This window comes from Streptococcus sp. 2154 (assembly GCF_013277255.1).
Lineage (GTDB): Bacteria > Bacillota > Bacilli > Lactobacillales > Streptococcaceae > Streptococcus > Streptococcus pseudopneumoniae.
Genome location: NZ_VMMK01000067.1, coordinates 1 through 1,004, shown reverse-complemented (window position 1 = coordinate 1,004; position 1,004 = coordinate 1). Strand labels below are relative to the sequence as shown.

The 1,004-nt window shown below is 39.1% G+C and carries 2 protein-coding genes; one reads left to right on the top strand and one right to left on the bottom strand.

The window, feature by feature from the left end:
• On the bottom strand, positions 1–229 hold a 229-nt coding region (locus HT693_RS10530; RefSeq protein WP_172925168.1), incomplete at its 3' end, for an IS630 transposase-related protein.
• Positions 230–615: 386 nt separating this feature from the next.
• Here HT693_RS10530 and HT693_RS10525 point away from each other — a divergent pair.
• Positions 616–1,004: helix-turn-helix domain-containing protein (locus HT693_RS10525; RefSeq protein WP_172925167.1), on the top strand; the 389-nt coding region annotated here is incomplete at its 3' end.

The window sequence follows — 1,004 nt, the reverse complement described above, 5'->3', positions numbered from 1 at the left end:
AAAAAGCATCTGTATGAGCCTCTACAAAGGCTTTCAATTCCGCTACAGGAATCTTTCGGTTTTTGACGACTCGCTTTTTCCTCTCTAAGTGTCCTTGTTCACGTAAGTTCTTTTCCCACATGAAGAGAGTTCTGACGCCGACATCAAAAACCTTGGCTGCCTCGACATGGCTGTTCCCCTCTTTGATGTAATCTAATGCTCGCTGTTTAAAATCTGTACTATATGCCATAGCTTTATTATAACATGCTTGTTTGAAACTAAGCAACTATATCACAAGATATTTTTTCGTTTCATTCATATTCAGTTGGATACTTTTCATACGACTATTTTATCAAATGGGACATTTTCACGTTCGAATGAAAGTTCTATAATGAAGTTAGCCATCCAGCCCTCCTAAAAATTAGATGTTTTAACTAGCTTATAGCTAGTACTCGATTTCATTTGATAAGAGGCTTGGAGCTGTTAAGCTGGAAAGCCAAGGCTAAGATTAGCCTTGGTTTAGCTGACAAAACTGCTTCAAGGGTTCCTCTTGTCAAATGAAAGCTCTTCTAGGCATAAGAAAACACCTCTGTGTTATACTTGTTGTTCAACCACAAACACAAGAAAGGCACAGAGATGCAAAACCATTATACTACAAAAGCCAAACATTTGACAATCGATAGCCGTCGCTTAATCGAACGATGGAAAAAGGAAGGGAGATCAAATAGAGAAATCGCCTCTTTACTTGGAAAAGCTCCTCAAACCATTCACAATGAAATCAAGCGTGGGACAGTCCGACAATGTCTTGGAAAAGGACGCTTTAAAGAGGTTTATTCTGCCGACTATGCTCAACAGTCTTATGAAAATAATCGCAAGCGCTCGGTCAAGAAATCAAGATTGAACAAGGAGCTGAAGGAAAAGATTCTCCACTATCATAACCAAAAAGTTTCTCCTGAAATGATGGTCAAGGCTAAGGGCGTTAACGTGGGAATTTCTACCATCTATTACTGGATCCATCATGGAAA